The following is a 21,461-nucleotide window of genomic DNA, read 5'->3' on the forward strand; positions in this document are numbered from 1 at the left end:
CCCTCCCCCCCGCCCCCCCCCCCCCCCCCCCCCCCCCCCCCCGGCGCCGGCCCCCGCCCCCCCCCCCCCCCCCCCCGCGCGCGCGCGTGGGTCCCCCCCCCCGTCGCCCCCCCCCCCCCCCCCCCCCCCCCCCAACCCGCGCCCCCCCCCCCCACCCCCCCCCCCGCCCCGGGGCCGCCCCCCCCCCCCCCCCCACGTCGTGGTGCTGGTGCGCAAGCGCGACCGTTTTGTCCACGCCCTGTCGCGCAGCCTCAAGGAGAAGGGAATTCCGGTCGCTGGTGCCGACAGGTTGAGCCTTCCTGGCCACATCGCGGTTAAGGATCTGGTCGCGCTCGGTCGCTTCCTGATCCAGTCGCAGGACGACCTTTCGCTGGCAGCGCTGCTGCGTAGCCCGATCTTCGACATCAGCGAGGACACGCTGTTCGGCCTCGCTGCCGGCCGGTCGGCCGGCATCTCGCTCAATGCGGCTCTGCGCGCGCGTGCGGACACGGACGAAGCCTTAGCGAAAGTGGTCTTCCAGCTCGATGCCTGGGCCAATGAGGTCGCCTTCAAGCCGGTGTTCGAGTTCTATGCCGGCCTGCTGGCACGCGATGGCGTGCGCCGCCGGATGATCGCCCGGTTGGGACCGGAAGCAGGCGACATCCTGGATGAATTCCTCAATTTCTGCTTGGCGGAGGAACGCGCCGGCCTGCCCGGACTCGAGGCTTTCCTGTCGACGCTGGAAAAAACCGGTCCCGAGATCAAACGCGAGATGGACCAGACCCGCGACGAGGTTCGGGTCATGACCGTGCATGCCGCCAAGGGCCTGGAGGCACCGATCGTTTTCCTGGTCGATGGCGGCGCGGCGCCATTCAGCGATCAGCACCTGCCTCGGCTGATGCCGTTCGAAGGTTCCGGCAAATATTGGCCGGGCAAGGGATTCCTGTGGCGGTCCGCCGCCGAAGTCGCCAACGGCTTTTCACAATCGGTCTCGGTGCGTGCCCGCGAACTGGCCGACGACGAATACCGGCGGCTGTTGTATGTCGGCATGACCCGAGCCGAGGATCGGCTGATCGTCTGCGGCTATCACGGCAAACGGGCGCCGAATCCTGGCACCTGGCATTCGTTGGTGACGCGCGCGCTCGCAGGAGCGGAGGAGACGGAGACGCGTCCGCATCCGGTGGGCGAAGGCGAGGTGTCCCGCTTTGTCTGGACGAGGTTTCCACCTCTCGCTGCGGCGGAAACGGATGCGCAGGTGGACGTCGAAACCTTCACGCCAATCCCTCCTTCCTTGTTCGAACCGCTGCCTGTCGAAGAGGACCTGCCGCGGCCGCTGTCGCCTTCCGGTGCTTCGGCGCTGATCGACGACGACGCGGCCGAGCCGATCATCGACCGCCGGTCACCGGTTCTGGATGCCGATTCCGAACCGAGCCTCGCCGTCCGGCGCGGATTGGCCATGCACAAGCTGCTGCAGATGCTGCCAGACCTCGCCGAGGAGCGGCGCGCGGGAGCAGCGGCACGCTACCTGGCCCGTGCCGGCGCCGACTGGTCGGAAGCTGAACAGAGACAAGCGCTGGATTCCGTTGCCGCTATCCTGGCCGACGCGCGTTTCGGACCGCTGTTTGGTCCTGGTTCGCGCTCTGAAGTCTCGGTGATGGGCAGCCTCACGGTAAAAGGCAAGCCGCGCGTTATTTCCGGCAAGATCGACCGGGTGGCGATCCATGCCGACCGGGTCTTCATCGTCGACTACAAGACAAACCGGCCAGCGCCGGCAAGCCTGGCCGAGGTGCCGGCCGCTTACATCCTGCAGCTTGCGCTCTACCGCGCTTTGCTCAAGCCGCTCTATCCCGGCCGCGAGGTCGCTGCGGGTCTGCTCTTCACCGAGGTGCCGCGGCTGATCGAACTGCCTAAACTGGCGATGGACGACGCCCTTGCCCGACTCACCGAGGCGTGACACAAGACCTGCTTGAACATCGCTGCTTGCAGCACCACATCTAGCGCAACGAAACACCCGAAAGGACTTGGCTATGGCCACCGTCAAGGTCGACAACAACAATTTCCGCGCTGACGTGCTCGAGGCCAATGTGCCGGTCGTCGTCGATTTCTGGGCCGAATGGTGCGGCCCCTGCAAGATGATCGCACCGGCGCTGGAAGACATCGCGAGCGAACTCGGCGCCAAGGTCAAGGTCGCCAAGCTCAATATCGACGAGAATCCGGAACTCGCTGCGCAGTTCGGCGTGCGCTCGATCCCGACCCTGATGATCTTCAAGGGTGGTGAAGTAGCCGACATCAAGGTTGGCGCTGCGCCCAAGACCGCGCTCTCGCACTGGATCAACGGCGCCGTCGCCTGATCACTTCGAAATATCGATCGGGAAGCCCGGCCTTGCGCCGGGCTTTTTGTTTGCCTCCATCAAACCTGCGTGCTGGCCCTCGCGTTGTGAGGCCAGATGGCTTTCCCTCGGTGCTGGAGCGTTCCCTTATTCACGAAAACGCTCTGGCATTTTTGTTTCACGCAATTCCGGACGGAAACCGTTGCACACTTTCCTGGAATTGCTCGGGGGAGGAGAAGCACATGACCGGAACCGCCAAAGCAACCGTCTTCATCGACAATGAGCGCGTCATCGTCACCGAGTACCGTTTCGCGCCGGGCGCAAATACGGGTTGGCATCGCCATGGCCACGACTACGTCGTCGTGCCGCTGATGGACGGCAAGGTGAAACTGCTGACCAAGGAGGGCGAGAGTTTCGCCGAGATGAAGAAGGGCGTGCCTTATTTCCGCGGCGAAGGTGTCGAGCACGACGTCATAAACGCTAATGACGGCGAATACGCCTTCATCGAAGTCGAGCTGAAATAGACGCGCCGTGATTTCAGCAGCCAGCTTGCGCGGCTTCGCTCCGGCGCCTAACGGGATGCCATGGATCTAGGGCCTCTCATCGTCTTCGTCGGCTTCACTGCCATCGCGGCCTATGTCCAGACACTGTCGGGTTTCGCCTTCGGTCTGGTCATGATGGGCGCGATCGCGCTCGTCGGACTGCTGCCGTTGCCTGATGCTGCAGCGATGGTCGGCATGCTCACCCTGGTCAACGCCACGCAAATGCTGGTCCAGGGCGGTTGGCGCGAGGTTGCGGGCCGCCAATTGCGGCTGATCCTGATTGCAAGCCTGCCCTCCCTGTTCGTGGGTTATGCGCTTCTCGAATGGCTGGCGGATACCCGGTCCGATCTGCTGAAGATCGGACTCGGTCTGGTTATCATGATGTCCAGCCTGCAACTGGCCATCCGGCCCGCGGGTCTGGCGAAGCCGTCGTCGGATGCCAGTTTTGTTGGTTTCGGCTTCATTTCGGGGCTGATGAGCGGCCTGTTTGCCACCGGCGGTCCGCCACTCGTCTATCTTCTCTTTCGCCAGCCGATGCCACATGCGCGCATTCGTGAAACGTTGGTCACTGCTTTTGGCACGGCGCAGGCAGTCAGGCTTGTCGTGGTGGTGGCGAGCGGCAATCTGCCATCCATGTCGCCTGTCGCACTTGTCCTGGCCATACCGGTGGTGATGCTGATGACCTATGCGGCGCGTCGCTGGCCGCCGTCGCTGTCGCAACAGACGATGCGGAAGATCGTGTTCGTGCTGCTTTTCCTGTCGGGCCTGTCGCTGGCGCTGCCAGCCGCCATGCATCTCGCGGCTTGACCGCGCTCGCTTCAGGTCGGCGGGGTGCCGTTTTCGGCCAGCACGGCACCGGCAAGGTAGAGCGAACCACCGATCAGGATGCGCGGCGGGACTTCGCTCTCGTCCCAGGTGTCGCGCAGCAACATCAGTGCGTTGGCCACCGAGCTGACTGGTTCCGCTGACAGCTCCGCCTCGGCGGCGCGCACGGCCAACTCGTCGTTGGGGACACCGGAATCGCTCATCGACACCGGCACCGTATAGACATGCCTGGCCAATCCCTTGAAGGCTCGGAAGTAGCCGCTCTGGTCCTTGGTGTTGATCATGCCCGAGATCAGGAACAGCGGCCGCGGTGTCTTTTCTTCCTGCTCGGCGAGTGCCTCGGCGATCACCGTGCCCGCGCCCGGATTGTGGCCGCCATCCAGCCAGATCTCGGCGCCGCGCGGCGCCAGCTCGACCAGCCGTCCCTGCGTCAGCCGCTGCATGCGGCCAGGCCACGACACGTTGGTCATGGCCTGATCGGCATCACGTTCGCCGATATCGAAGCCGGCAGCCTTGACTGCGGCGATGGCGGCTGCGGCGTTGGCGAACTGGTGGCGGCCGGGCAAGCGCGGCGGTGACAGGTCCATCAGCCCGTCTTCGTCCTGATAGACCAGACGGCCGTTCTCGCCGAAGGCGAGGAAGTCCTGGCCATAGACGGCGAGTCGCGCCCGCAGCCGCTCGGCGGTTTCGATCAGCACCAGCTGCGCAGCCTCGAATTCCTGCGCACCGACCACCACCGGGCAGCCGCGCTTGATGATGCCGGCTTTCTCCGCTGCGATCAGCTCAACGCGGTCGCCGAGATAGGCTTCATGGTCGAGCGACACCGGCATGATCACCGAGACTGCCGGCCGCTTGATGACATTGGTGGCGTCGAAACGCCCGCCGAGGCCGACCTCCATGATGCAGGCATCCGCCGGGTGTTCGGCAAACAGTAGGAAGCCGACGGCAGTCAGGATCTCGAAAACCGTGATCGTCTCGCCCCCATTGGCCTCGGCCACGCGGGCGATCGCGTCGGCAAAGACCTTGTCCTCGACCAGCTTGCCGCCGCCTTCGGCGCCCAGCCGGTAACGTTCGTTCCAGTTAACCAGGTGCGGCGAGGTGTGCACATGCACGCGGTAGCCCGCAGCTTCAAGCAACGCGCGTGAAAACGCCGCGCAGGAACCCTTGCCGTTGGTTCCGGCGATGTGGATTACCGGCGGCAGCCTGTCCTGCGGATTGCCCAGTCGCTCCAAAAGGCGGCTGATACGATCCAGCGAAAGGTCGAAACCTTTCGGATGCAGCGTCATCAGATGCTCGATCTGACGCTCGGCGGAGAGTGTGGTCATGCGAGGGCTCCGCGCTGCGCGTGGGTATTGAAGACTATGCCTGCGGCCGTGCTTCCGGCTTGGCCACCACCGGCGGGAGGATTGCCGGCTCGGCCGCCTTCTTTTCCGCCGGCAGCTTGAGCAGCAGCTTGAGCAGGCCGGCCACGGTTTTCTTCATCTCCAGCCGGGAAACGACCATGTCGACCATGCCGTGCTGCATCAGATATTCCGAACGCTGGAAGCCCTCGGGAAGCTTCTCGCGGATCGTCTGCTCGATGACGCGCGGACCCGCGAAGCCGATGAGCGCGCCGGGTTCGGCAATGTGCACGTCACCCAGCATTGCATAGGAGGCTGTGACGCCGCCGGTCGTCGGGTTGGTGAGCACCACGAAATAGGGCAGGCCGGCTTCCTTCAGCCGGTCGACGGCCACGGTCGTGCGCGGCAATTGCATCAAAGAGAGGATACCTTCCTGCATGCGCGCGCCGCCCGATGCGGCAAACAGGATCAGCGGGCGCTTGCGCTGCAGGGCCACCTCGAAGGCGCGGATGATGGCTTCACCGGCAGCCATGCCGAGCGACCCGCCCATGAAGGCGAAATCCTGCACGGTTACGACCACGGGAAGCCCCTCGATCGTGCCGGTGGCGTTGAGGATAGCGTCCTCCAGCCCCGTCTTGGCCTTCGCCTCCTTGAGGCGGTCGGTATAGCGCTTCTCGTCACGGAACTTCAGTGGATCGACGGCGACCTTGGGATTCTCGATCACCTCGTATTTGCCTTCGTCGAAGAAGAACTTCAGCCGCTCCTTGGCTGAGATCTTCATGTGGTGGCCGGAAGAAGGGATGACGAACTGGTTTCCTTCCAGATCCTTGTGGAAGATCATCTCGCCGGTTTCCGGGTCTTTCACCCAGAGGTTCTCGGGCACTTCCCGGCGGCCCAGCATCGAATTGATCTTCGGGCGAACGAAGTTGGTGATCCAGTTCATCGCTTCGGCTCCTGCCCCGTGATGGGGCGTCATATTTCGAAAGAGGTAGGAAAACTATTCGGCAGCAGCAAGGCGGGCCGAACGCACGCCTTGCGCCAGGCCGCTCACCAGCGTGGCCACGGCCTCGGCCGGATCGGCGGTCTTCTCGCCTTTTGGACCCAGCACGTTGGCCACCGCATTGACGATGGCCGTGCCCACCACGACGCCGTCTGCGGAAGCGCCGATGGTGCGCGCCTGCTCGGCGGTCTTGACGCCGAAGCCGACGCAGACCGGCAGGTCGGTGTGTTCCTTGATGCGCTGCACGGCAGTCGCCACCTTGGTGGTGTCGGCCAAGGCCGAGCCGGTGATGCCGGTCATCGACACGTAGTAGACGAAGCCCGAAGTGTTCTCGAGCACCTTGGGCAGGCGCTTGTCGTCGGTGGTCGGGGTGGCGAGGCGGACGAAATTGATGCCGGCTTTCAACGCCGGAATACACAATTCCTCGTCCATTTCCGGCGGCAGGTCGACGATGATCAGCCCATCGATGCCGGAGGCTTTGGCATCGGCCAGGAAACGGTCGACGCCATAGACGTAGATCGGGTTGTAATAGCCCATCAGCACGATCGGGGTCTCGTCGTCGCCCTGGCGGAACTCTGAGGCCATCGCGAGTGTCTTCTTCAGCGTCTGGCCGCCCTTCAGCGCGCGCAAGCCGGCGGCCTGGATCGCGGGGCCGTCGGCCATCGGATCGGAGAAAGGCATGCCGAGTTCAATGATGTCGCTGCCGGCTTTCGGCAGCGCCTTCATGATCGACAGCGAGGTCTGGTAGTCCGGGTCGCCACCCATGAAATAGGTGACGAGTGCCGGCCGGTCTTCTGCTTTCAGCTTCGCCATGCGGCGGTCGATGCGGGTGGTCATGCCATGCCCTTCATAGTCGAATGGATTGGGGTTGTTGCGCCGGCGGCTGCGAAGCCATGTGCCGCAAAGTCGGGGACCGCAGGCATCCGTCTCATTCAGGATGTTCGCGGATTTCGATCGTGACTGCAAAGGCATAGAACCCGTCGCGCGCGATGCGGCTGCGCGCCTGGTTCGGATCGAAGGCAATGCGCGGCTCGCCGTCATCGGCGACATTGGTGAGGAATTCGAGGTTCTGGCTTTCGCGCACGCCCTTGGCGTTCTCGCGCTGGTCGCCGGCCTCCACCGCGACATAGTGATGCGGGTTGTGCCTGGAGTGATAGATCTCGAAAGTGCTCATATCTCCATACCCATCATCTTGGCGACGGTGTGGACGTCCTTGTCGCCTCGGCCGGACAGGTTGACGATGATGATCTTGTCCTTGGCCATGTTGGGGGCAATCTTGACGGCATGCGCGATGGCATGCGCCGATTCCAGCGCAGGGATGATGCCTTCGGTGCGGGTGCAGAGCTGGAACGCTTCCAGCGCCTCGTCATCGAGGATCGGCTGATAGTCGACACGGCCGGTATCGCGCAGCCAGCTGTGTTCGGGGCCGACGCCCGGATAGTCGAGGCCGGCAGAGATCGAATGGCCTTCCAGGATCTGTCCGTCGTCGTCCTGCAGCAGATAGGTGCGGTTGCCGTGCAGAACGCCGGGCTTGCCGGCATTCATCGAGGCGCAGTGCTCGATGCCGTCAAGCCCGCGCCCGCCGGCTTCGATGCCGATGATCTCGACATCCTTGTCGTCGAGGAAGGGATGGAACAGGCCGATCGCGTTGGAGCCGCCGCCGACGGCGGCGATGATGGTGTCGGGAAGGCGGCCTTCCTGCTCCAGCATCTGCTGGCGGGCTTCCGTGCCGATGACCGACTGGAAGTCGCGCACCAGTTCCGGATAGGGATGCGGGCCGGCGGCGGTGCCGATCAGGTAATAGGTGTCCTCGACATTGGTGACCCAATCCCTCAGCGCCTCGTTCATGGCGTCCTTCAGCGTGCCGTGACCGGCGGTCACCGGCCGCACCTCGGCACCGAGCAGCTTCATGCGAAAGACGTTCGGGCTTTGGCGGGCGACGTCGGTGGCGCCCATATAGACCACGCAAGGATAGCCGAAGCGGGCGGCCACGGTGGCGGAGGCGACGCCATGCTGGCCGGCGCCGGTTTCAGCGATGATGCGCTTCTTGCCCATGCGCTTGGCCAGCAGGATCTGGCCGAGGCAGTTGTTGATCTTGTGCGAGCCGGTGTGGTTCAGGTCTTCGCGTTTGAAGTAGATCTTCGCTCCACCGAGATGGCGGGTAAGGCCTTCCGCGAAATAGAGCTTGGACGGCCGTCCGGCGTAGAAGGTCGACAGCGCCGAGAGCTCGGCCCGGAACTCCGGATCATCCTTTGCCTTGCTCCATTCCCTCTCCAGATCGAGGATCAGCGGCATCAATGTCTCGGCGACGAAGCGGCCTCCGAAAATGCCGAACATGCCCTGCTCGTCGGGCCCGGTACGGAAGGAATTTGGCAATGCCGGCTTGTTCATAGCCGATCTCCTAAAATGCTGTCTGATGCTCAGGCGGCGCGGATCTTACGTGCCGCCCGCACTGCCTGAAAGAACTCTGCGATCAACCGGACGTCCTTGACCCCCGGAGCGCTTTCAACGCCGGACGAGATGTCGAGGCCGGGCGGATTGGCGATTGCCAGCGCCTCGCCGACATTGTCCGCGTTGAGTCCTCCCGAAAGCATGTAATCGAGATCGGCGTCAAGGCTGGTCAGAATGCGCCAGTCGAAGGAAACACCGTTGCCGCCGGGAAGTTCGGAACCCTTGGGCGGCTTGGCGTCGAACAGGAAATGGTCGGTGACACCACGATAGGGGGCAACGGCCGCGAGATCGCCTTTCTCGCGCAGCGAAAGCGCCTTCATGACCGGCAGGCCGTAGCGGGCCTTCACCTCGGCCACACGTTCGGGGCTTTCGGAGCCGTGCAGTTGCAACATGTCGGGTGCCATTGCCGTTACGATCTCGTCCAGGAAGGCGTCGTCCGCATCGACGGTGACAGCGACGGCCCTGGCTTTGCCGCGCGCTGCCTGGCGCAGACGTCCTGCATCGACAGGCGCGATGTTGCGCGGGCTCTTGGCAAAGAAGATGAAGCCGACATGGCTGGCGCCATTGTCGAGGGCGGCGGCCAATGCCTCATCGGTCTTGAGACCGCATATCTTGATGTCGCGTGGCATGGTGGGCCAAGTGCCACGAAAAGCCGGCAAAGTCGAGGAAAAGCGACGATTTGCCGAAATGACGAAAGCGGCTACCTTGTCATCAAACGGGAGCAGCATTGCCATGGCCGAAAATACTGTCGCTGAGTTGAAGGAAAAGCTTGCCCAGGCACGTGAAGTGATCGCGCATCTGATCGACAAAGCTGCTTTCAACGGTGCCGAAGCGCATCGCGCGCTCGACTATTTCGGTGGCGATGGCTTTGAAAAGGGGTTCCTGCCCTGGCCGCGCCAGGAGGACGAGGGGCTTCGGCCTGACGAACTCAACGCCACGAATGACGACTGAGCATGGCTTGCCTGTCGGCTGAAGCCCAGGCTCGGGTCACGTGTCATTTGGGTCAGCAGCCGGTATCAGGGCTGGGATCTTCAGGCTTGAACCCGCATTCCAGGATCTGCATTCGAATGTTTTCGGCGTCGGGTTGGTCTGGCGAACGGGGCAATTCTTGTGCAGCGTCAGCACACAGCTTTTCTGCCTTGGCGAGCGCCTCCGGTAAATCCTTCGGCTTGGCTCCGACCGCCTTCTCCAGACATACGATGTAGTCGAGAACCGCTTTGTTGCGCGACGAGGTCACGTAGCGCGCATCTTTGCGCGAGTACGCTTCTGCCGTGCCGGTCAAGGCAATTACAACTGCCGCGACAGTGGCAGCTCGCCAGGCGATCCGAAGCATCCCAAGCCCTCCTCAGACAGCTGCGATGTAAGGCGCTTTGTCGGATGTGTACAAGCGGTTGTTGCGGCACTGTGAGGCCGTCGGCTACGCCCCAAGCGCGGGGGATGCCGAGCACGTCCTGTCATCAGGCTTTGCCGGTGTCAGTGGTGTCGACCAGCCATTCTCGGAACGCGGTCATGGCGGGCGTCTCTTCGCGCGATTTTAGCCGCGTCAGCCAATAGCTGCCGGTGTGCACCGTGATGTCGAAGGGCTGTACGATCCGCCCGGTCGCGATGTCATGGCTGAACATGGCCACCGGGACCAGCGCGACGCCGACTTCTCGGGCCGCCGCCTCCACCAGTGTCAGTGAGGAATCGAACATCCAGCCGCGCAGGTTTGGCGCCCCGAGCCCGGCAGCCTTGAACCAAAGCTTCCACTCGTCCATCCGGTAGGAGCGCAGCAGTTCGGCATTCGCCAGATCGGCTGGGGTGACGAGACGCGATTGGAGGGCGGGCGCGCACACCGGCGAGAGCGGCGCATCCATGAGATGGAAGGCCTCCGTGCCGTGCCAGGCGCCGTCGCCGAAACGGATGAAGAAATCCAGTCCGTCGAGCAGGATGTCCGAGCGGTTGTTGTTCGTCTTGAGACGCAGGTCGAGATGCGGGTGCTGTTCCTTGAAGGTATTGAGCCGCGGCAGCAGCCAGCCGATCGCAAAGGTGCCGACCACGCCCACCGTCAGGATTTCACGGTAGTTGCCTTCTTCGAATTGGCTGAGCGTGGCGCTCATGCGCCTGAAGGCATCGGTGAGAACCGGCAGCAGCGCATGACCCTCGTCGGTCATCGTCAATCCACGCGGCAGCCGCTTGAACAGGGTCACCCCCAGCGCCTCCTCCAGGGCCTTGATCTGATGGCTGATCGCCGTCTGGGTGACGCGCAGCTCGAGACCGGCCCGGGTGAAGCTGCAGTGGCGCGCCGAGGCTTCGAAGGCGCGCAAGGCATTGAGCGGCAGTTGCGACACTTCCATTGGCTATGACCAAGTTTTGTTCATGCCAGAGCTTAGAATTGATCGTTTGCCTGGGGCAAGAGGCATCGCCATAGTCACTCTCGAGAGTCGCGAATGGGAGTTGGTCGGCGGTCCAAGACCGTTGGCGTTCGTTCCTCTCTCCCAATCAATGCTGATATGGAACACGCGAATGACGATGTCCTTTTCGCGCCGGCAGGCTCTTGCCGGCAGTCTTCTTGCCGTCCCGACCCTGGCGGCTTTCGCTTCGACCGCACGCAGCGAGCGCGCCGGCGAAGCCGAAACCATGCTCGCCGAACTGGAGCGGAAGCATCCTGGCCGCTTCTGCGTGAGCATCCTCGACCTTGGCAACGGCAGGCGCATTCAGCACAGGGCCGACGAGCGCATCCTCATGTGCAGCACTTTCAAGGCGCTGCTGGCCGCCTTCGCGCTGGCGCGTGTCGACAAGGGTGAGGAAAAGCTTGACCAGCGTATCAGGATCACAAAAAAGGATCTTGTCGCGGTGAATTCGCCGGTGACCAAACCGCATGTCGGCGGGAAGGGGCTGACGATTGCGGAACTGTGTGATGCGATCGTCACCCGCAGCGACAACACCGCTGCAAATCTGCTGCTGGCCCGCTTCGGGGGGCCGGCCGCGCTGACAGCTTTCTGTCGTCGGCTCGGTGACGACATCACCCGTCTGGACAGGTTTGAACTGGAACTGAACTTCCATGACGGACCGGATGACCAGCGCGACACCACCACGGCTGCCGCCATGGCGGAAACCCTGCGCAAGCTCCTGTTCACCGACGTGCTGTCGGCGGCGTCGCGTTCTCAACTGGCGGCTTGGCTCATCACCAACAAAACTGGCGATACGCGGCTGCGTGCCGGCCTGCCGGGGGATTGGCTGGTCGGCGACAAGACCGGCACCAACGGCGACCAGCACGGCAATGCCAATGATATCGCGGTCATCTGGCCGTCGGATCGTGCCCCGCTGATCGTGATGGCCTTTTGCGAGATCCCCAAAATATCCTCCAGGGACCGCGACGCAGTCATCGCCGAGATCGGCCGTATCGCATCGCAGGTTTGACATGACCGGCTTATCGAAGGATCCAAGGGCCATGACGGGAATTTTCAGAATCGGAATCCTTGCAGCTGCACTCCTGCAAGTCACCAATACCCACGCCGCCGACCAAAAGGATGCCGAGCGCCAGTTGGAGCAACTGGTGAACAAGACGGTACACCCAGTGATGAAGGAAAACGACCTGCCTGGCATGGCCGTGGCGATCACGGTCAACGGCAAACGGTTTTTCTTCGGCTACGGCGTTGCATCCAAGGAAAATGGCGAGAAGGTCACCGAGAAAACCATCTTCGAGGTCGGATCGGTGTCGAAGACCTTTGCCGCGACACTGGCTGCCTATGCCGTGGAGAACGGCACGTTTTCGTTGACCGAAAAGGCGAGCGCCTATCTGCCGGCGCTTGCCGGCGGCGCCCTCGACAAGATCGACGTTCTCGATCTCGGCACCTACACCGCGGGCGGCCTGCCGCTGCAGGTCCCGGATGAGGTGACCAACCAGGACGGCATGATCGCCTATTTCCGGGCCTGGAAGCCGGAATTCGCGCCAGGAACCCGCCGCCGCTATTCCAATCCCAGTATCGGCCTGTTCGGTTATCTGGCGGCAGAAAGCATGGGTAAACCCTACGACGCGCTCATGGAGGAAACGCTCCTGCCGAAGCTTGGCCTGTCCAACACCTTCATCCACGTGCCCAAGGGGCGGATGGGCGACTACGCCTATGGCTATACGAAAGCCGGCAAGCCTATCCGCGTCTCTCCGGGTGTTCTGGATTCCGAGGCCTATGGCATCAAGACCACCGCTCCTGACCTGATCCGCTTCGTTGAGGCCAACATCGGTGGCCAGCTGTCGGACGAGAAGCTGCGTGGAGCCATCGCCGCCACGCATGTCGGTTATTACAAGGTCGGCGAGATGACTCAAGGGTTGGGCTGGGAAAGCTATCCCTATCCGACCTCTCTCGACCGGTTGTTGGCCGGCAATTCGGCCGATATGGCGTTCAAGCCGCAGAAGGCCGAGAAGCTCAACCCGCCGGTTCCGGCGGGAGCCGACGCCTGGCTCAACAAAACCGGCTCGACCAACGGCTTCGCCGCCTATGCTGCGTTCATTCCAGCCAGGAAAGCCGGCATCGTCATCCTGGCGAACAAGAACTATCCGATCCCGGCCCGGATAAGGGCGGCTTATCGCATCCTTTCCGGCATCGAGAAATTGTCCGGCCTTTAGGGCGCCTGCCTTGGACAGTTCCGCAAAGGACCGGCCGGGCTTTGCCTGGCCGGTCCTGTCATTCCTTCTGGACCATGTCGCGCAGTTGCTTCCTGCCGAGACTCTGGCCATCTGTGCGAAACAAATGCATGGTGACGAAAGACGCGGCAATGAAGAACGGCTTCACCATCAGGGGCCTCGAGGCAGGCGACCTCACTCGGATCGCCGCAATCGAGGGCGGGCCGGCATGGAATGCCGACGCCGGTCTCTGGCAGCGTTATCTTGCCGATGTCGCCCAAGGCAGTCGCATCGTACTGCTCGCCTCCGAAGGTGATGACGTGGTCGGCTATGGCACACTGTTGTGGACCTCCGACTATCCGCCTTTCAAGGCAGCGGGCATCCCGGAAATCAACAATCTGGTTGTTGCCCAGTCCGCACGTGGCGGTGGTATCGCCACGGCGATGATCGGCGAGTTCGAACGGCTCGCCGCTTCCGCCCGCTGCGCGGCGATCGGCCTGGGAGTTGGCCTTTACGCGGATTACGGCGCAGCCCAGCGCCTCTATGTCAGGCTTGGCTATCAACCGGATGGACGCGGCATTACCTATCGTGAAACGCCGGTTGTTCCGGACCAGTCGGTGCGTGTCGATGACGACCTCGTCCTCTGGCTGACGAAGACGCTATGATCGGTTCACACGGCATGCCGGCTCAGCATCTGCCGACGCCCGCCGAGATCGCGGCAGCGCTGAAGTTGCCGCCGTCGCCGCGGGTGGTTTCGACCGGACAGAACAATCTCGTGCTCGATTTTGGCGAGATGATCGTACGCGTGCCTTACCATCCATCCGGCATTCGCGAATTGAAGCGGGAGGCCGATGTCCTGGCCGCATTGCGCCCACATCTGCCACCGCTCGTGCCTGTCCTGGACCTGCGGGATGTTGACGGCCATGTCGTCTCCGTCCATCGCAAGCTTGCGGGGGAGCCGATAGCCGATCCTGGTCTGTTGCCTTACGAAACACGCAACGCTTTTGCGCGGGATCTGGCAGCCTTCCTGATCCGCCTTCATGCGCTGCCGGTCACGCTTCTGCCCGACGCGGAAGACGTCGACCCTCTGGCCGAATGGCGTCAGTTGCTCCGGCAGTGCGAAGACCATGCCTTCCGGCTATTGTCCCCGGATATTGTTGTAGATCTCCGGCAGCGTTTTCAAGTTTTTCTCAGTGATCTCGATATGCCGGCTCCGGCAATCATCCACGGTGATTTCGGCGCCGGAAACATCCTCGCACAGGGCGGCCGGTTGTCCGGGGTCATCGACTTCGCAGGCTGCGGTATCGGCGACCCAGCCTATGATTTCGCAAGCCTGGCGGCTGGCTTCGGTGACCAGTTCCTCGCATTGGTCGAGCAGCACGCGCCGATATCCGAGGCGACGCGGCAGCGCATGGCTTTCTATCGCTGCACGTTTCCTCTGCTGGATGTGCTGTTCGGCGTCGAGCACGGCGACGACGGGGCGCTGCAGGCAGGACTGCGCAGCTTGACCGGTCGGCGGGGTTGGTAGCCGAAGCGTCATCCCCGTGTCATCGGTTCACCGATAGATGGCGACAACGTCAACCGGTTTCCGAGGTTCGAATGTCTCATCGCCGACACCTGCTTTGTGGTCTGGTCCTGGCTGCTGCCCTGATCTTGATCCAGCCAGTCAGGGCTGCCGATGACGTGCCGACATTGCAGGGCGAGAAGGTGGCTTCGTTTGTCGTGCCGGAGGCCAGGCAAGCGGTTGCTGTGGACGGCGGCCATTTCTTCGCCATCGACAACCAGACCATCGCCAAATACGACAAGAAGTCGGGTGCGAAGGTTAGCGAGTGGGTTGGCCCGAAGGATGGCCCGATCATCCATCTGGACAGCGGCGCGGTGGTCGACGGGAAGCTTTATGCCGCGCATTCGAACTACCCGGAATGGCCGATGACCAGCTCGGTCGAAGTGTGGGACGCAACGACGCTGAAACATGTCGACACTTTCAGCTTCGGCATCGAACGCGGCTCGCTGACCTGGCTCGATTATCACGACGGCAGCTGGTGGGGTGCTTTCGCCAACTACAACCGCGTCTTCGACCGCAGCCCGGTCGCCTATGGCAACAAGTTCAACACGCAGATCGTCCGGTTCGACCAGGACTGGCGCGTGGCGGAAGCCTGGGTGCTACCGGAAGTGCTCCTCGACAAGTTCGGCGACATGAGCAATTCTGGCGGTTCCTGGGGGCCCGATGGGAAACTTTGGATTTCGGGCCATGACCTGCCTGAGGCCTATGCGCTGGAAATCCCGGAAATGGGCTCTGTCATGAAATGGGTGGCGGCGGCGCCGCTGGAGATTGCAGGGCAAGGCATCGCCTGGGACCGTTCCGAACCGAAAGTGCTGTTCGGCATCGTTCGCGACAAGGCGAAGAAGGAAAACCGCGTAACGGCCACGCGCATCAATCTGCCCTGATCGCCAGAGCATTTCTGTTTTTAACGGAAACGCGGAACACTCTAAGGTTCCGTTTTCGCCGCATTTTTTAACGCCAAGTGATCCCGCTTGGTGACAAAAATGCGCTAGTCGAACGCGATCGCCTGCAGCGCGCCGCCGTTCTTTTTCAGCCAGGCTTTGCAGCGCTCGGTATCAGGACACAACTCTTCGCAGAGCTTCCAGAATTTCGGGCCGTGGTTCATCTCTTTCAGATGCGCCACCTCGTGTGCCACCAGATAATTGATGACCGGGGCCGGCGCCATCATGATGCGCCAGGAAAAGGACAGGTTGCCGTCAGCGGTGCACGAGCCCCAGCGGCTCGACGTATCCTTGAAGCGGATGCTTTTGGCCTTCCGGCCGATCGCACCGGTATGGCGCAGCACCAGCGCTTCGATGTCGCGCTTCGCCTCGCGTTTCAGGAAATCGGCGACACGGCGCGGCAAGTGCAGCCGGTCGCCGTGGATGGTGAGGGTCGGTCCCGTTTCATCGGCGCCGACCACCACGGTGCCGCGCTTGCTGGGTTCATGAATGATAAGATGCGGCACGCCCCGCAGCGGGACCTTGATGCCGGGCCGTACCTGCGGCCGGTCCGGAACCTTCGCCAGCCTTTGCTCGAGCCAACCCTGGTGACGGGTGAGGAATTTCTCTACCTCGCCCTGGCGCAGGCCTGGAGGTACCGTTATGCGCAAGCTCTGTCCACCGGCATCGATGCGCAGCGTCAAGCGCCGCGCACGCTCGTTCTCGACGATCCTGAGCGGCAGCGTACGCCCGGCCACACGATGCTCACGCTCTTGGATCGGAGCGGGCCGAGGCTTGGTCAGGTTGCAGAAGAAGGCGAAGGACATAAGAGGAACATAAGCGATTCGGATAAATCTGTAGCGGTCTTCTGGGGTGGGATTGCTGCGGGAGGCCGATGGCGTCCCACAAAACAACGGCGCCGCTGTTTGGCGGCGCCGCTGGAACCGGTCCCGATCGTATCCGATCAGTCGTCGAGCAGGTTCGTGCCCTTGCCTTTGGCCGGCTTCGTCGTGGTCGCCGGCGCGGTCGGCTTGTTGCGCTGGGCCATGAAGCGGTCGAACTCTTCCTGGTCCTTGGCGCGGCGCAGTTCGCGGGCATACTCGTCGAACTCGGCCAGAGCCTCGTCGAGCTTGCGACGCTCTTCAGCCAGGCGCTCCAACTCCTTGTCGCGCCAGTCGTCAAAGGCGACATTGCCGGTGCGTGCGGAGCCATGACCCCAGCGATGAGCCTTGTCAGCGCTACGGCGGCAGCCGGCGAAGATACCATCGGTGGCTTTGTTGACGTCGCGCTTGAAGCCGTCGAGCCGGTCGCCCCAGATGATGTAGGCGAGCATGGCGAGGCCCAGCGGCCAGAACACCACGAAGCCAAGAACCATCAGCGCGATGGTTGCCGGCGTCCAGGCCGGGCGGATCAATGCAGTCGTGTTCATTTCTCCCGTTCCTTTAGTTGGAGGCAGCCAAGACGTGGCTGCTGCCAATCGAGGTGGGATGGGTAGGCGCATTCTTCAAGACAAAACGCCCGTGAACCGGGCAACCGCCTGTAAAGCCTAGCGATTTTTTGCATGGTCGAGCAGAACCACGATCATTCCCGCGACCAGACCCCAGAATGCGGCGCCAATGCCGAACAGGGTCAGACCCGAGGCGGTGACGGCAAAGGCCGTCGTGGCGGCCATGCGTTCGTGCTCGTCCTTGAGCGAGATGGTCAGCGCGTTGGTGAGCGGGCCCATCAGAGCGAGGCCCGCGACCAGAACGATCAGGCTTTGCGGCAGCACCGCGAAGATCGCCACCAGCGAGGCGCCGAAGATCGCGAAGACGACATAGGCAAGCGCATAGAAAGGTCCGGTCTTCCACCGCTCGGCGGGGTCCGGATGCACGTCCGGTCCGGTGCAGATGGCTGCCGAGATCGCCGCCAGGTTGGAGGTCGAGGCGCCGAACGGCGCAAGCAGGACGGACACCAGTCCGGTGAAGCCGATCAGCGGACCTGGCTCGGGATGATAGCCTGCCGCCCGCAGCACGGCGAGGCCGGAGAGGTTTTGCGAAGCCATGGTGACGAGGTAGAGCGGCAACGCCAGACCGATCGCCGCCTGGGCGGTGAAGACAGGTGCGATCAGCGTCAGCGTCGAAAGTTCCGGCGCCGGCAGGCTGCCGACGCGGCCGGTGAGAAAGGCTACAAGCCCGCCGCCGATCAGGACCGCGAGCACCGAAAGCGCCGGGTTCCATAAGCGGATGAGGAAGAAGGCCGCGATCAGCGGCAGCACCAGCCAGGGATCCACCGGTATGGTCTTCACCGCATTGAGTGCGAAGGTGACCAGAATACCGGCCAGCATGCCCGACGCCACGGAGGCCGGGATTTTGGAGATCAACTGGGTCAGCGGCCTGAGCAGGCCGGTGAGGACAAGCAGCACACCGGCGATCAGGAAGGCACCGACGGCTTCTCCGATCGAAAAGCCACTCGATGCCGCAATCAGTGCCGCTCCCGGTGTCGACCACGCGCTGATGATCGGCATCCTGGTACGCCAGGAGAGCCAGGCCGTTTCCACCGCCATCGAGATGCACAGTGCGGTGACCCAGCTCGCCGTTTGCAACTGCGTGGCGCCGACGGCATTGGCGGCCGCTATGATGATCGCCAGCGTTCCGCCGAAACCGACGATCGCCGCTACGAATGCGGATATCGGGATGGAGATGCGCATCAACCGGCCCGCTCGACCAGCGATTCGACCGCGCGCTGCAACAGCTCCAGATCCTGCGGACGCGACAGCCGGTGATCGCCTTCCGGCACCAGCGACAGCGTGACGTCGTCGGACGGCAGGTGGCTGACCAGCTTCAAGGCGTGTGCGTGCGGCACATCCGGATCGGCAAGGCCCTGGATGACATGGACCGGGCAGTGCGTGTCGATCGGTCCGGTCATGACGAGGTTGTCGCGGCCATCCTCGATCAACGCGCGCGTGTAGATATAGGGCTGGTCTGAGTACTCCGACGGCTCGGCGAAGAAGCCCTTGTCGGCGAGATCGCGGCGTTGTGCGTCGGTCAGCGTCGGTTCGATCAGATCGGCGGTGAAATCGGGCGCCGGCGCGAGCAGCACCAGCCCTGCGACACGATCGTCGCCTGCCTTGCGCAACTGCTGCACCATGCGCAGCGCGATCCAGGCACCCATCGACGAGCCGACCAGGATCTGCCTGCCGTTGGCGTACCGGCGAAAGACCGCGAGGCTTTGCGCAAGCCAGGTCGAGATCGTACCTTCATTGAAGTCGCCGCCCGATTCGCCGTGGCCGGAATAATCATGCCGCAGGAAGGCGCGGCCGGTCCTGTCGGCCCAGTCGGCCAGCGCCTCGGCCTTGGTGCCCAGCATGTCGGACTTGTAGCCCCCGAGCCAGACGATGCCCGGTGTCTTGCCTGTCTGATGGCGTACGGCGATGGCGATGCCATCAACATCGAGAAAGTCGGGAGCGGTCGGCTGCATGGCGCGGTTCCTTTGCGTGTCGAGCCGGGAAAATGCGACACGCGGCATCAAAGGGTTGAGCGTCGAATACTTGCGTACGCCGCTCCAGGGTTGTGCTTCTTGGCATGGCCGGGGCGCAGCGAAAAGAGCGCTATTCAGTTCTTTGCTTGGTTCAGAAAGCAACAGTGTGACTATTTTGCCTGAACAGGTGATTTGTTGCCGCGCCTGTGCTATTGACTCGCGCCGCGCGCTCACCACATTGACGCGCCAAAGTAAAACTTGAACTGAAATCCAGAACGCCAACGGCTCGAGGAGACCACGACAATTCGCAGACCTTTCAAAGCAGCGGCGCCCACGAAGGATGGCCCGCGCGCAAACCGGGATATCCGCGTCCCCCGCGTCCAGCTTATCGACGCAGAAGGCAAGAACCGCGGTGAAGTTTCCATCAACGAAGCACTGCAACTGGCTGAGGAAGCCGGGTTGGATCTGGTCGAGATCTCGCCTAACGCCGTCCCGCCCGTCACCAAGATTCTTGACCTCGGCAAGCTGAAATACGCAAACCAGAAAAAGGCCGCCGAGGCCCGCAAGAACCAGCGCGTCATCGAGATCAAAGAGATCAAGATGCGCCCTAACATCGACAGCCACGACTACGACGTGAAGATGCGCGCGGTGCGCCGCTTCTTCGAGGAAGGCGACAAGGTCAAGCTGACGCTGCGTTTCCGTGGCCGCGAGATGGCGCATATGGAGCTCGGCATGCAGCTTCTCAACAAGGTGCGTGAGGAAGTCGCCACCATCGCCAAGGTCGAGGCGGAGCCGAAGCTTGAAGGCCGCCAGATGATGATGGTGCTGGCACCGCGCTGATCAAGCACGAGTGTTATAGCTAATGATAAAAAGGCGCCCCAAGCGGGCGCCTTTTTGCTGCCTCAACTTGGTGTTTTGTCACCGCGCATTGTGGCGGGTTGCGACGATTGGAATTCCGGCATGGACAACAAGATCGCCGAGACGGATGCCCGGCGTGCGCTTGGCACCTATCAATCGCTGCGCCGCCTCGTGCTCGCCATCGTCATCTTAGCGATGTTCGCAGCGCTGTTGTTCGGAGAGGCGATCTATCCGCCGGAAGGCTTCATCCACGAAACCGTGGAAATGGTCGGCGTGCTGATGATGTTCCTCGGCATCGCCGGACGATTGTGGTCGACGCTCTATATCGGCGGGCGCAAGTCGCATGAGGTCGTGACGGGCGGACCGTATTCCATTACCCGCAACCCGCTTTATGTTTTCTCGACGCTTGCCGCCGCCGGCGTCGGCGCGCAGATGGGCTCGCTCGTTGCCACAGTGGGCTTTGCCCTGCTCTGCGCCGGCGCCTTCCATATTGTCATCCTGCGCGAGGAGCGCTTCCTGAAGGATGAACTCGGGGCGCCCTACAAGGCCTATCTCGCCCGCGTGCCGCGCTTTATTCCGAATCTTTCCCTCTATCAGGAAGGCGATACCGGCTCCTTCAAGCCGCGCCTCCTGCTCAACACCTTGCTCGACGGCCTGGTTTTCCTGGCAGCCATGCCGATCTTCGAGCTGATCGAGAATGCGCAAGGCTCCGGCGCGCTGCCCGTGCTTTTCCGGTTGCCCTGACCGCCACGAATTCTCCGCAAACAGACCGGGTAAATTCCACAAACAGACCCGATAAATTCCGCAAACCGGGCCGACAAACACGTGGTCGCAGTTCTGCGGCCGGGTCTTCTTCCATGCCCACTACCCCATCATCCGAGGCGCTCGAGGCTTTGGGGCGCTATCAGCGACGACGGCGCGGCGGCCTCGCCCTCCTGATTATTGTTTTCTTCGGGCTTCTCGTCTTCAGCGGCTCGCTGCATGACGAGCTCACCCATGAACGGATCGAATCGACAGGCCTCGCCCTGATCCTGGTCGGCATCGGCGGCCGTCTCTGGTCGATCCTCTATATCGGCGGCCGCAAATCGGCGGAGCTGATTTCGACCGGACCTTATTCGGTGATGCGCAATCCGCTGTATTTCTTTTCCACCATTGCCGTCGCCGGCATCGGCGCTCAGACCGGCAGTGTGTTGGTGACGATCGTCTCCACACTTCTCTGTGCGGCCGCATTCCACGTTGTTGCCCGGCGCGAGGAGCGTTATCTCAAGTCCGCGCTCGGTGCCCCCTATGAGGATTATCTGCAGCGGGTGCCGCGCTTCCTGCCGAATCCGCGGCTTTACCGGGATCAGGCGGAAGTGACGTTCACGCCGCGCATCTTCAACCTCACCATGCGCGACGGGCTGATGTTCCTGGCAGCCATCCCCTTCTTCGAATTCATCGAAGAAGGCCAGGAGAACGGGCTGGTCCCGATCCTTTTCTGGCTGTATTGACGCTGCAGCGCGTCGGGGATTGCGCTGCAGGCCTCTTTGCAGTATAGGGCCGCGTTCCAGAAAAACCGCCCGGCAGGGCATGCCGTGGCGGTTTCATTTG

25 protein-coding genes are annotated in these 21,461 nt (G+C 62.8%); 13 read left to right on the forward strand and 12 right to left on the reverse strand.

Annotated elements, in window-relative coordinates; genetic code table 11:
• The 4 genes from L4923_RS27400 to L4923_RS27415 all read left to right on the forward strand — a co-directional run.
• On the forward strand, positions 1–1,933 hold a 1,933-nt coding region (locus L4923_RS27400), incomplete at its 5' end, for a 3'-5' exonuclease (protein WP_239370276.1).
• 73 nt (positions 1,934–2,006) lie between these two features.
• A complete protein-coding gene (gene trxA, locus L4923_RS27405; RefSeq protein ID WP_024924257.1) occupies positions 2,007–2,330 on the forward strand; it encodes a thioredoxin in 324 nt (107 codons plus the stop codon).
• Positions 2,331–2,551: 221 nt separating this feature from the next.
• Positions 2,552–2,833: a cupin domain-containing protein gene (locus L4923_RS27410; RefSeq protein ID WP_239370277.1), complete on the forward strand. Its 282-nt coding sequence runs from the start codon at positions 2,552–2,554 to the stop codon at positions 2,831–2,833.
• 60 nt (positions 2,834–2,893) lie between these two features.
• Positions 2,894–3,658, forward strand: a complete 765-nt coding sequence (locus tag L4923_RS27415; protein WP_239370278.1) for a sulfite exporter TauE/SafE family protein — start codon at positions 2,894–2,896, stop codon at positions 3,656–3,658.
• An 11-nt stretch (positions 3,659–3,669) separates the two neighbouring features.
• Here the strand turns inward: L4923_RS27415 and L4923_RS27420 are convergent, their stop codons facing one another.
• From L4923_RS27420 to L4923_RS27445, 6 genes are all read right to left on the reverse strand, one after another.
• Positions 3,670–5,001 (reverse strand): bifunctional folylpolyglutamate synthase/dihydrofolate synthase, encoded by a 1,332-nt coding sequence (locus L4923_RS27420; protein ID WP_239370279.1) that lies wholly within the window; start codon positions 4,999–5,001, stop codon positions 3,670–3,672.
• A gap of 34 nt (positions 5,002–5,035) precedes the next feature.
• Entirely contained in the window at positions 5,036–5,959 is a 924-nt protein-coding gene (accD, locus tag L4923_RS27425; RefSeq protein ID WP_239370280.1) for an acetyl-CoA carboxylase, carboxyltransferase subunit beta, read from the reverse strand.
• A 54-nt stretch (positions 5,960–6,013) separates the two neighbouring features.
• Entirely contained in the window at positions 6,014–6,853 is an 840-nt protein-coding gene (trpA, locus tag L4923_RS27430; protein ID WP_239370281.1) for a tryptophan synthase subunit alpha, read from the reverse strand.
• 91 nt (positions 6,854–6,944) lie between these two features.
• Positions 6,945–7,190: a hypothetical protein gene (locus L4923_RS27435; RefSeq protein ID WP_239370282.1), complete on the reverse strand. Its 246-nt coding sequence runs from the start codon at positions 7,188–7,190 to the stop codon at positions 6,945–6,947.
• Positions 7,187–8,407 (reverse strand): tryptophan synthase subunit beta, encoded by a 1,221-nt coding sequence (gene trpB, locus L4923_RS27440; protein ID WP_239370283.1) that lies wholly within the window; start codon positions 8,405–8,407, stop codon positions 7,187–7,189. Before trpB ends, L4923_RS27435 begins: the two co-directional genes overlap by 4 nt.
• A 29-nt stretch (positions 8,408–8,436) precedes the next feature.
• A complete protein-coding gene (locus tag L4923_RS27445) occupies positions 8,437–9,096 on the reverse strand; it encodes a phosphoribosylanthranilate isomerase (RefSeq protein WP_239370303.1) in 660 nt (219 codons plus the stop codon).
• Positions 9,097–9,199: 103 nt separating this feature from the next.
• Here L4923_RS27445 and L4923_RS27450 point away from each other — a divergent pair, with 103 nt between their 5' ends.
• A complete protein-coding gene (locus L4923_RS27450) occupies positions 9,200–9,418 on the forward strand; it encodes a hypothetical protein (RefSeq protein ID WP_239370284.1) in 219 nt (72 codons plus the stop codon).
• A 52-nt stretch (positions 9,419–9,470) separates the two neighbouring features.
• On the opposite strand, the gene L4923_RS27455 is transcribed toward L4923_RS27450, so the two are convergent.
• Together L4923_RS27455 and L4923_RS27460 are read right to left on the reverse strand one after the other, a co-directional pair.
• The gene (locus L4923_RS27455) at positions 9,471–9,800 is read right to left on the reverse strand and encodes a hypothetical protein (RefSeq protein ID WP_239370285.1); all 330 of its coding nucleotides are present in this window, start codon (positions 9,798–9,800) and stop codon (positions 9,471–9,473) included.
• A gap of 124 nt (positions 9,801–9,924) precedes the next feature.
• Complete coding sequence (locus L4923_RS27460) at positions 9,925–10,803, reverse strand: LysR family transcriptional regulator (RefSeq protein ID WP_239370286.1); 879 nt, start codon at positions 10,801–10,803, stop codon at positions 9,925–9,927.
• 169 nt (positions 10,804–10,972) lie between these two features.
• Between L4923_RS27460 and bla the strand changes: the two genes are divergently transcribed.
• From bla to L4923_RS27485, 5 genes are all read left to right on the forward strand, one after another.
• Positions 10,973–11,869 (forward strand): class A beta-lactamase, encoded by an 897-nt coding sequence (bla, locus tag L4923_RS27465; RefSeq protein WP_239370287.1) that lies wholly within the window; start codon positions 10,973–10,975, stop codon positions 11,867–11,869.
• 31 nt (positions 11,870–11,900) lie between these two features.
• Complete coding sequence (gene ampC, locus L4923_RS27470; protein WP_239370288.1) at positions 11,901–13,073, forward strand: class C beta-lactamase; 1,173 nt, start codon at positions 11,901–11,903, stop codon at positions 13,071–13,073.
• A gap of 128 nt (positions 13,074–13,201) precedes the next feature.
• Positions 13,202–13,735 (forward strand): GNAT family N-acetyltransferase, encoded by a 534-nt coding sequence (locus L4923_RS27475; RefSeq protein WP_239370289.1) that lies wholly within the window; start codon positions 13,202–13,204, stop codon positions 13,733–13,735.
• On the forward strand, positions 13,732–14,598 hold the full coding sequence (locus L4923_RS27480; protein WP_239370290.1) for a phosphotransferase family protein: 867 nt from the start codon (positions 13,732–13,734) through the stop codon (positions 14,596–14,598). Before L4923_RS27475 ends, L4923_RS27480 begins: the two co-directional genes overlap by 4 nt.
• Before the next feature lie 71 nt (positions 14,599–14,669).
• Complete coding sequence (locus tag L4923_RS27485) at positions 14,670–15,518, forward strand: cycloisomerase (protein ID WP_239370291.1); 849 nt, start codon at positions 14,670–14,672, stop codon at positions 15,516–15,518.
• Between the two features lie 104 nt (positions 15,519–15,622).
• Here L4923_RS27485 and L4923_RS27490 read toward each other — a convergent pair whose 3' ends face one another.
• The 4 genes from L4923_RS27490 to L4923_RS27505 form a co-directional block, all read right to left on the reverse strand.
• Positions 15,623–16,381, reverse strand: coding sequence for a M48 family metallopeptidase (locus L4923_RS27490; protein WP_239370292.1), 759 nt, complete (start codon positions 16,379–16,381; stop codon positions 15,623–15,625).
• Positions 16,382–16,518: 137 nt separating this feature from the next.
• Positions 16,519–16,983 carry a DUF2852 domain-containing protein gene (locus tag L4923_RS27495; RefSeq protein WP_239370293.1) on the reverse strand — a complete coding sequence of 155 codons (465 nt, stop codon included), beginning with the start codon at positions 16,981–16,983 and terminating at the stop codon, positions 16,519–16,521.
• Between the two features lie 117 nt (positions 16,984–17,100).
• A complete protein-coding gene (locus L4923_RS27500) occupies positions 17,101–18,243 on the reverse strand; it encodes a benzoate/H(+) symporter BenE family transporter (protein WP_239370294.1) in 1,143 nt (380 codons plus the stop codon).
• Entirely contained in the window at positions 18,243–19,013 is a 771-nt protein-coding gene (locus L4923_RS27505; RefSeq protein ID WP_239370295.1) for an alpha/beta hydrolase, read from the reverse strand. The genes L4923_RS27500 and L4923_RS27505 overlap by 1 nt, the downstream gene beginning before the upstream one ends.
• 303 nt (positions 19,014–19,316) lie before the next feature.
• Between L4923_RS27505 and infC the strand changes: the two genes are divergently transcribed.
• The 3 genes from infC to L4923_RS27520 all read left to right on the forward strand — a co-directional run bounded on the left by infC (position 19,317) and on the right by L4923_RS27520 (position 21,361).
• Positions 19,317–19,853: a translation initiation factor IF-3 gene (infC, locus tag L4923_RS27510; protein WP_129412081.1), complete on the forward strand. Its 537-nt coding sequence runs from the start codon at positions 19,317–19,319 to the stop codon at positions 19,851–19,853.
• Between the two features lie 120 nt (positions 19,854–19,973).
• A complete protein-coding gene (locus tag L4923_RS27515) occupies positions 19,974–20,615 on the forward strand; it encodes a methyltransferase family protein (protein ID WP_239370296.1) in 642 nt (213 codons plus the stop codon).
• Positions 20,616–20,728: 113 nt separating this feature from the next.
• Positions 20,729–21,361 (forward strand): methyltransferase family protein, encoded by a 633-nt coding sequence (locus tag L4923_RS27520; RefSeq protein WP_239370297.1) that lies wholly within the window; start codon positions 20,729–20,731, stop codon positions 21,359–21,361.
• Positions 21,362–21,461 lie beyond the last annotated feature (100 nt).

Source organism: Terribium retamae, from assembly GCF_022347545.1.
GTDB lineage: Bacteria > Pseudomonadota > Alphaproteobacteria > Rhizobiales > Rhizobiaceae > Mesorhizobium > Mesorhizobium retamae.